Annotated in this window: 9 protein-coding genes and 2 pseudogenes; 4 read left to right on the top strand and 7 right to left on the bottom strand. The window is 61.5% G+C overall.

Annotated features, from left to right (window positions below; all coding sequences use genetic code 11):
* Positions 1–53: 53 nt before the first annotated feature.
* Positions 54–167: pseudogene (locus tag A462_RS34905) on the bottom strand (NAD synthetase); the annotation flags it as partial.
* A 3-nt stretch (positions 168–170) separates the two neighbouring features.
* Here A462_RS34905 and A462_RS34285 point away from each other — a divergent pair.
* Positions 171–323 (top strand): annotated as a pseudogene (locus tag A462_RS34285) (hypothetical protein); the annotation flags it as partial.
* Between the two features lie 528 nt (positions 324–851).
* Here the strand turns inward: A462_RS34285 and A462_RS12380 are convergent.
* The 3 genes from A462_RS12380 to A462_RS12390 form a co-directional block, all read right to left on the bottom strand.
* Complete coding sequence (locus A462_RS12380; RefSeq protein WP_008436400.1) at positions 852–1,070, bottom strand: hypothetical protein; 219 nt, start codon at positions 1,068–1,070, stop codon at positions 852–854.
* A gap of 153 nt (positions 1,071–1,223) precedes the next feature.
* The gene (locus A462_RS12385) at positions 1,224–1,598 is read right to left on the bottom strand and encodes a tautomerase family protein (RefSeq protein ID WP_008436392.1); all 375 of its coding nucleotides are present in this window, start codon (positions 1,596–1,598) and stop codon (positions 1,224–1,226) included.
* A 5-nt stretch (positions 1,599–1,603) separates the two neighbouring features.
* The gene (locus A462_RS12390; protein WP_008436391.1) at positions 1,604–1,882 is read right to left on the bottom strand and encodes a carboxymuconolactone decarboxylase family protein; all 279 of its coding nucleotides are present in this window, start codon (positions 1,880–1,882) and stop codon (positions 1,604–1,606) included.
* Between the two features lie 107 nt (positions 1,883–1,989).
* On the opposite strand from A462_RS12390, the gene A462_RS12395 reads away from it, so the two are divergent.
* On the top strand, positions 1,990–2,847 hold the full coding sequence (locus tag A462_RS12395; protein ID WP_008436389.1) for a LysR substrate-binding domain-containing protein: 858 nt from the start codon (positions 1,990–1,992) through the stop codon (positions 2,845–2,847).
* Here the strand turns inward: A462_RS12395 and A462_RS12400 are convergent.
* Complete coding sequence (locus A462_RS12400) at positions 2,844–3,449, bottom strand: NAD(P)H-dependent oxidoreductase (protein WP_008436388.1); 606 nt, start codon at positions 3,447–3,449, stop codon at positions 2,844–2,846. The genes A462_RS12395 and A462_RS12400 overlap by 4 nt on opposite strands.
* Before the next feature lie 92 nt (positions 3,450–3,541).
* On the opposite strand from A462_RS12400, the gene A462_RS12405 reads away from it, so the two are divergent.
* On the top strand, positions 3,542–4,144 hold the full coding sequence (locus A462_RS12405) for a TetR/AcrR family transcriptional regulator (protein WP_032899501.1): 603 nt from the start codon (positions 3,542–3,544) through the stop codon (positions 4,142–4,144).
* Here A462_RS12405 and A462_RS12410 read toward each other — a convergent pair.
* Positions 4,141–4,815 carry a GNAT family N-acetyltransferase gene (locus A462_RS12410; protein WP_008436378.1) on the bottom strand — a complete coding sequence of 225 codons (675 nt, stop codon included), beginning with the start codon at positions 4,813–4,815 and terminating at the stop codon, positions 4,141–4,143. The two genes, A462_RS12405 and A462_RS12410, sit on opposite strands and share 4 nt — an antisense overlap.
* Before the next feature lie 100 nt (positions 4,816–4,915).
* Positions 4,916–5,806 carry a LysR family transcriptional regulator gene (locus A462_RS12415; protein ID WP_008436376.1) on the bottom strand — a complete coding sequence of 297 codons (891 nt, stop codon included), beginning with the start codon at positions 5,804–5,806 and terminating at the stop codon, positions 4,916–4,918.
* A gap of 111 nt (positions 5,807–5,917) precedes the next feature.
* On the opposite strand from A462_RS12415, the gene A462_RS12420 reads away from it, so the two are divergent.
* On the top strand, positions 5,918–7,144 hold the full coding sequence (locus tag A462_RS12420; RefSeq protein WP_008436374.1) for an MFS transporter: 1,227 nt from the start codon (positions 5,918–5,920) through the stop codon (positions 7,142–7,144).
* The last annotated feature ends 28 nt before the right edge of the window (positions 7,145–7,172 follow it).

The raw sequence follows: 7,172 nt of genomic DNA, 5'->3' as shown, positions 1-7,172 counted from the left end.
AAAAACCGGGCCATACCGAGCCAGAAAGGCCTGACGTGAATGCCTCAATTCCATCATTCAAACTCTTCGTATAGGCCGATAGCGACGGTTCTAATATTCCCGGACAAACCGCTGCCGGTAATACTCATAGACGCGCCAATCGCATCCTTTATTTGCGTGACCGTCGCTTGATGCGCGGGATTCAGATCGTTATCGATGACTTGCCGGGGTTGTGTCGCAAGACCCGGCAGTCGATTCCRGCGGCGATTCGCAAGGGCATGGAGAAGCGCCCGGAGATTGCGTATCGGTTGCTGGATGCTCATGACTTGTTTCGCGAGGGTTGAGGGCMGCCTTCCATTTGCGGCGATTTTCTCGCTTGAGYCTGCGGGCCKKTTKGTATTCGAGGCGAGCCTGGGCCATCTCCTGAGTACGCGGGGGCCGAAARCCGGCTTTGTARCGCTTGCGTTCRTGRCGAAGYAGRACGAGTTCTGCGCGCATTTGGCGGTGGCGTTTAGTRTTCAGGAGGTAGAGGCCTAGAAGCGAGAACAAAAGCCCTGTCGAGAAAGTAAAAAGATCTGGTGTGTRGCTGATAGTGAACATCACCGCAGAAAAGCTCAGCACACAACAGCCAACCATTATCCAGACTCCCCACGCTCGCCCTCGCACAACAAGAGCATTTCCCACCGACAAGATCACTGACATTACGCCCATATCAAGACCCGAGTAATTGCGGTAACCAGAAATCCGATGTAGATAGGTGCTGCCCAAAAGCGCGCTCGCCATAACAAGCGCAAGAAGCGCGCAAAAAAAAGCACCAATAAAAACCGGGCCATACCGAGCCAGAAAGGCCTGACGTGAATGCCTCAATTCCATCATTCAAACTCTTCGTATAGGCCGATGGCCAGTGTCCGGATATTCCCGGAGACGCCGCTGCCTATGACACTCATGGTTGCACCCACTCCTGCCCCCGCAATCGCCGGGTCAGCATCGATCGCGGCAAACAACCGGCCGAGGTCGATACTGCCTTCGATCCGTTTGCGGGTGGTGCGATAGGCAGCTGGAAAACCGTCCTTCAAGACGCTGGAAGTCATTCCTTTACTCCTGGATTCCACGAGAACGCAAAGAGTAAGACTGAGCCGCCTGAAAGGTTGTCAGAAAGGTCCTCCTTTCCAGACTGACATTTCCCGATCACCTCTCCATACCTTGTGGGCAATCATTCCAATTGGAAAAGTACGCCCGTGCTACTAATTCCCTCTTCCCCCCGCAAACGACCACTCATCCGCCGCCGTCGTCGTAATCACCACCATCACATCCTCAGGGCTCAGCCCAATCGCAGCCTCCAGCCGCTCCACCAACACCTGGTAAAACCGCCGTTTGGTCTCGGTATCACGAGGTTTACCGCCCGTGATCGCGATGAGTACATAGTCGTGGCTGCGCGGGCCGCCCAAATAGTTGGGGTCGATGATCATCTCGCCAATTTCGTGCTGGTGGATCACGTGGAAGCGATCCGCGTCAGGAATCTTGAAGCTTTCAACCAGAGCGTCATGCAATCCCTGTGAAAGTGCTTGCAGATACTCAGGGGATTTCCCGCGGTGCAGGGAGATTCGGGCGTAAGGCATGGTGGTTACTCCGCAGGATGGATGGCTGCCAACAGGTTCAGCGCCGACGCCGCTGTCGGCCAGCCGGAGTAAAACGCCAGGTGAGTGATGACTTCACCCAGTTCCTCGACGCTCAAGCCATTGCCAACCGCCCGCTGCAAGTGAAACGGTAGTTGCTCCAGACGGTACATCGCCACCAATGCCGCCACGGTGATCAGGCTGCGCTCCCTGGGCGACAGGCCCTCGCGCTCCCAGATATCGGCGAACAGCACGTCGCGGGTCAGCTCGGTAAATTTGTTGCTCATGGACGCTCGCTCCGACAATTCAGTTGACGGGCAAAAACTAGCAAGCCAGGATCATTCCGAATATCAGATTTAATAGCATCCACCATCCCGTTTTAATGGACCATTCAATGCGCCGCCCCACCTTCGACCTTGATGTACTGCGCACCTTCGTCACCGGCGTCGAGCTGAACAGCTTTGCCAAGGCGGCGGATCGCCTGGGCCGTTCGACCTCAGCCGTCAGCGCGCAATTAAAGAAACTCGAAGAACAGGTCGGCACGCCGGTGCTGAGCAAATCCGGGCGCGGGCTGGTGCTGACGCCGGTGGGTGAAGCGCTGCTCGGCCACGCCAGGCGGTTGCTGGACCTCAATGACACTGTCTTCAGCAGCCTTAACGAAACCCAAACCGCAGGCACTTTGCGCCTCGGTTTGCAGGAGGATTTCGGCGAGCATGTGCTCAGTGACATCCTGCGGCGCTTCGCCAGGCTTTATCCGATGATCAGCCTTGAAGTGCGGATAGGCCGCAATGCCGAGCTGTTGACCCTGATCGACAGCGCGAGCCTGGACCTGGCGCTGACCTGGGAAACCGGTCAGACATCGTCCTGCCGCACCCGCCTGGGGCAAACACCCATGCACTGGATCGGGCCCCGGGACAAACCCCAACTACCGCGCGCCGAGGACGCGCCGCTGCCGCTGGTGATGTTCGAGGCACCCTGCGTATTGCGCAGCGCCGCCACCGAAGCCCTGGACCGCGCCGGCATTGCCTGGCGCATTGCCTTGACCAGCCCCAGCGTGGGTGGGATCTGGGCGGCGGTCGATGCCGGGTTGGGTGTGACCTTGCGCACCCGTATCGGTTTGCCTGCGCACCTACGTGTACTCGACGATCTGCCGCCGGTGCCGTCCCTTGGCTATGAATTGCATTGCAGCCATCCAGCGCCAGGCGCTGCGGTCGAACAGCTGGCAGCGCTCATACAGAGCAGCCTGGTTTAGGCGGTTTCGCAGGGTTGCAGAGTGACGAACAGTTGTCGCCCCAACTTCGCCGCCGTCTCCAGATGCTGTTCGGCAGCGCCGCTTTCCGAGTCCAGCAGCAGCTCGGATGTCAGCACTTTCGCACCGCAGTAATCAAAGATCCCATGGTCGATTTGCGTGCGCATGGCGTCGGCATAGCCGTGGCGTTCAAACACCCCTTCGTCCGCCCCGCCAACGCCCAGTAAGTGCACCTGCAAGTGGCCGATTTTTTTCACCACCTTCGTCTCAAGGCTGTAGTCGATCGCCCAACCGTTGACGAATACCCGGTCGATCCAGCCCTTGAGCAAGGCCGGCATCGACCACCAGAAGATCGGGTACACCAGCACCAAGGCGTCGGCGCGGTCGAGTCGGGCCTGTTCGGCCAGTACGTCGGCCGGCGGCGTGGCGCGGGTGCGATGCACTTTATGGTCGGCGGCGTTGTAGCGTGGGTCGAAACCTTCGGCGGCGAGGTCGGCGATCTCGAAGGTGTGCCCTGCGGCAGTGATGCCGTCAGCAGCCTGTTTGGCGAGGCTGTGGGTGAGGGATTGTGGGTCGTGATGGGCAACGACGATCAGCGCGTGCATGGCAATGACTCCTTCGGGGGGTGGCGATGAGCAGGCAAATTGAGTAGGCTTGAGCTAAGTTACCGTTGGTAAGTTACTTTTGGTATATAAGCATGTCAAGCGATCAATCCCCTGCCCCTCGCCGTCGCCTGTCCCGGGATGACCGGCTACGCCAGTTGCTCGACGTGGCCTGGCAACTGGTGCGCGAAGAAGGCACCGACGCGCTGACCCTCGGGCATCTGGCCGAATTGGCCGGCGTTACAAAGCCGGTGGTGTATGACCATTTCGGCGATCGCGCGGGGCTGCTGGCCGCGCTGTATGAAGATTTCGACGCGCGGCAGAACCAGGTGTTTGCCGCTGCAATCGAGGCCAGCGAACCCACCCTGGATGATCGCGCCCGGGTGATTGCCTCGTGCTATGTCGACTGTGTGTTGTTGCAGGGGCGGGAAATTCCGGGAGTGATTGCGGCCCTGGCCGGCAGCCCGGAACTGGAAACCATCAAACGCGAGTACGACGTGATTTTCCTCGGCAAGTGTCGCGATGCCCTCGCCCCCTTTGCCGTGGACGGTGTGATTGGCCAGCCCGGTTTACGCGCAATGCTGGGCGCGGCGGACGCCTTGTCCCATGCTGCGGCCAGCGGGGAGATCAGCCCGCTGGAGGCGCAAGAGGAGCTGTTTGCGAGCATCAAGTCGATGGTGAGTCGAGGAGCGCGTTAGCCCAGCCTTGCGTGCACGAACATCCGAGCCTTGTGGGTCATCTGGTCGAAGTGACGATCACGCTGTTTTTCGGCATCGACCATCGCCCGCTTGCCGTGCTTTTGCAGGAGGTAGGTGTGGATCTGCCGCACCTCCAGCGAGCTGTAGATCGACGCCACATCCAGCAACCCCATCAAGCCGTCAGTGCTGTAGTCGCAGGTGTTCATCAACACCTGGGTACCGCGCACACCGCGCAGTTGAAAGCCCATGGACTCGAACGCCGGGACCTTCTCCACTGCGCAGGTCAGTTCGGCATGGGGGTAGCGGGCCAGCATGTCCTGCATCATCGCCCGCGCCACGCCTTTGCGCCGATGGCTGGCGTGCACCGCCATGTAAGCCACGCCGCACGCCTCGGGATCGTCCTTCACCGGCAGGTACAGCAGGAAGCCGATCACCTGCTCCTGCGCGTCCAGCGCGACGATCAATTCCACCGCAATGCCCTTGGACCCGCCAAGCGCTTCCAGGTACAGGTGCACCTCGTAGCCGATGGCGTACTGATAGACGTTGTACAGCAGGTTGCTTGGCGGGATGGCGACCATGCTGATGTCCGTCAGGTAGTCGACCACCATCTGCAGGATCTGCGCGTTAATCGGCTCGGGGCATGGGGTTTCGTAATGGGTAAGGCTGAACATTTGAATTCCTGGTGTTTCATTTTAAGGCCCGGCGGATTGTACCTGCTGAAGGGCCGCCGTGGACCCGCAAGCCCCCATTGTGGCGCGGGAGCTGCTCGGCTCATTGCGCACATACCTCCCGCAGGCAACCGCGCAGCCAGCGATGGGCCAGGTCGGCGTCCAGGCGCGGGTGCCAGAGCATCGATACGGTGAAGTCCGGGAACACGAACGGCAGCGCAAAGCGGTAGAGGTCGCTGTGCAGGTTGGCGGTATGCCGCTCCGGCACGCTGGCGATCAGGTCGGTGCTGCGGGCCAGGGCCAGGGCGGTCGAGAAGCCGGCGACGATGGTCACCACGTCCCGGGTCAGCCCGAGCGCTTCAAGGGCTTGATGGATCTGGCCCTGATCACGGTCACGCCGGGACACGTAGATGTGCTGGCCTTCGGCGAAGCGCTGCGGCGTGACTTCGCCCTGGCTGAGCGGATGGCCCTTGCGCACCACGCCGATAAACCGGTCGCGGAACAGCGCCTGGGTCAGCACCTCGGGGCTGGCGCTGCTGTCGACCACGCCGGTTTCCAGGTCGACACTGCCATCGCGCAGCGGCGTGCTGCCTTTGTCCGGCTTGTGCACGAAGCGCAACCGCACGCCAGGCGCTTCCCGGGCGATCCGCGTCAACAGCGCCGGGCCGAAGTTTTCAACAAACCCGTCGCTGGTGCGCAAAGTGAAGGTGCGTACCAGCTGGCTCACATCCAGCGTCGCAGCGGGTCGCAACACCGCTTCGGCGTCCTGCACCAACTGGCTGACCTGTTCGCGCAACGCCAGAGCGCGCGGCGTAGGTACCAGGCCGCGGCCGGCACGGACCAATAACGGATCGCCGGTGGTTTCCCGCAGTCGCGCCAGCGCCCGGCTCATTGCCGACGGGCTCAGGCGCAAGCGTTGAGCGGCACGGGCGACGCCGCCTTCGGCGAGCAACACATCCAGGGTGACCAGCAGATTGAAATCAGGTGTCGACACGGCAAACCTCATAGGGCGTTTGGCGCACGTATAAAGTGCAAATGCTGCGCCTTCCGCCATGTTAGGTGACGGCGTAGATTTCTGACAGCGGTCAAACCCTGGAGCCTCTTGATGAAATCACCTGCACCCCGTGGCGCTCTCGTCGCCCTGTCACTGTCCATGTTGCTGGCGTCCTTGGGCACCAGCATCGCCAACGTCGGCCTGCCGAGCCTGGTGCAGGCGTTTGATGCATCGTTCCAGGCGGCGCAGTGGGTGGTGCTCGCCTACTTGCTGGCGATTACCACGGTGATCGTCAGCGTCGGGCGCCTGGGCGACGTGATGGGCCGCAGCCGCCTGCTCTTGGCCGGGTTATTGCTCTTCACCGTTGCCTCGGCCCTGTGCGGCATGGCTCCGTCCCTCGGGCTGTTGATTGCGGCCCGCGCCCTGCAAGGCCTGGGCGCGGCGATCATGATGGCGATGACCATGGCGCTGGTGGGCGAGACCGTGGCCAAGGAACGCACCGGCCGCGCCATGGGGTTGCTGGGCACGATGTCGGCCATGGGTACCGCGCTGGGGCCAAGCCTTGGCGGGGTGTTGATCGCGGGGTTTGGCTGGCGCGCGCTGTTTTTCATCACCGTGCCGCTGGGTTTGCTGACATTTGCCCTCGCCCGGCGCTATCTGCGCGTCGACCGCCATGGGCTACAGCCCGCGCAATCCGGGTTCAGTTTCTTGTCGACTTTACGGGATTCAACGCTAAGCGCTGGCCTGGCCATGAGCGCGCTGGTATCGGCGGTGATGATGGCGACCTTGGTGGTCGGGCCCTTCTACCTGACCCACGGTGCAGGCCTCGACCCCGCCTGGATGGGCCTGACAATGGCAGTCGGGCCCTGCGTTTCGGCATTGACGGGCATCCCTGCGGGACGCTTGACCGACCGTTTCGGCAGCGGCCCGATGGCCATCGCCGGGCTGCTGGCGATGCTGGCGGGCTGCCTGCTGCTCTCGCTGGCGCCGCTGAACCTTGGGGTTGCCGGATATATCACCCCGCTGATCATCCTCACCCTCGGCTACGCCCAGTTTCAAGCCGCCAACAACACCGCCGTGATGAGCGACGTACTGCCAGACCGCCGTGGCGTGATCGCCGGCTTGCTTAATCTGTCGCGCAATCTGGGCCTGATCGCCGGGGCTTCGGCCTTGGGCGCAGTGTTTTCGCAGGTTTCAGGTGACCTCTCCACGGCCACTCCCGGCGACGTGGGAAGTGGGATGCAAGCCACGTTCGGCGTGGCATTGGCACTGATTGGTGCAGGTCTCTTCCTGGCCCTACGCGTCCGGTTCCGCGTAACACCTGTCTTGACAAGGTAAAATCGTAACGACTATTGTCTGACAACCT

It is taken from the genome of Pseudomonas sp. Ag1, from assembly GCF_000278565.1.
Classification (GTDB): domain Bacteria; phylum Pseudomonadota; class Gammaproteobacteria; order Pseudomonadales; family Pseudomonadaceae; genus Aquipseudomonas.
The sequence above is the reverse complement of the archived record's forward strand: the minus strand, read 5'-3'. Positions and strand labels throughout refer to the sequence as shown.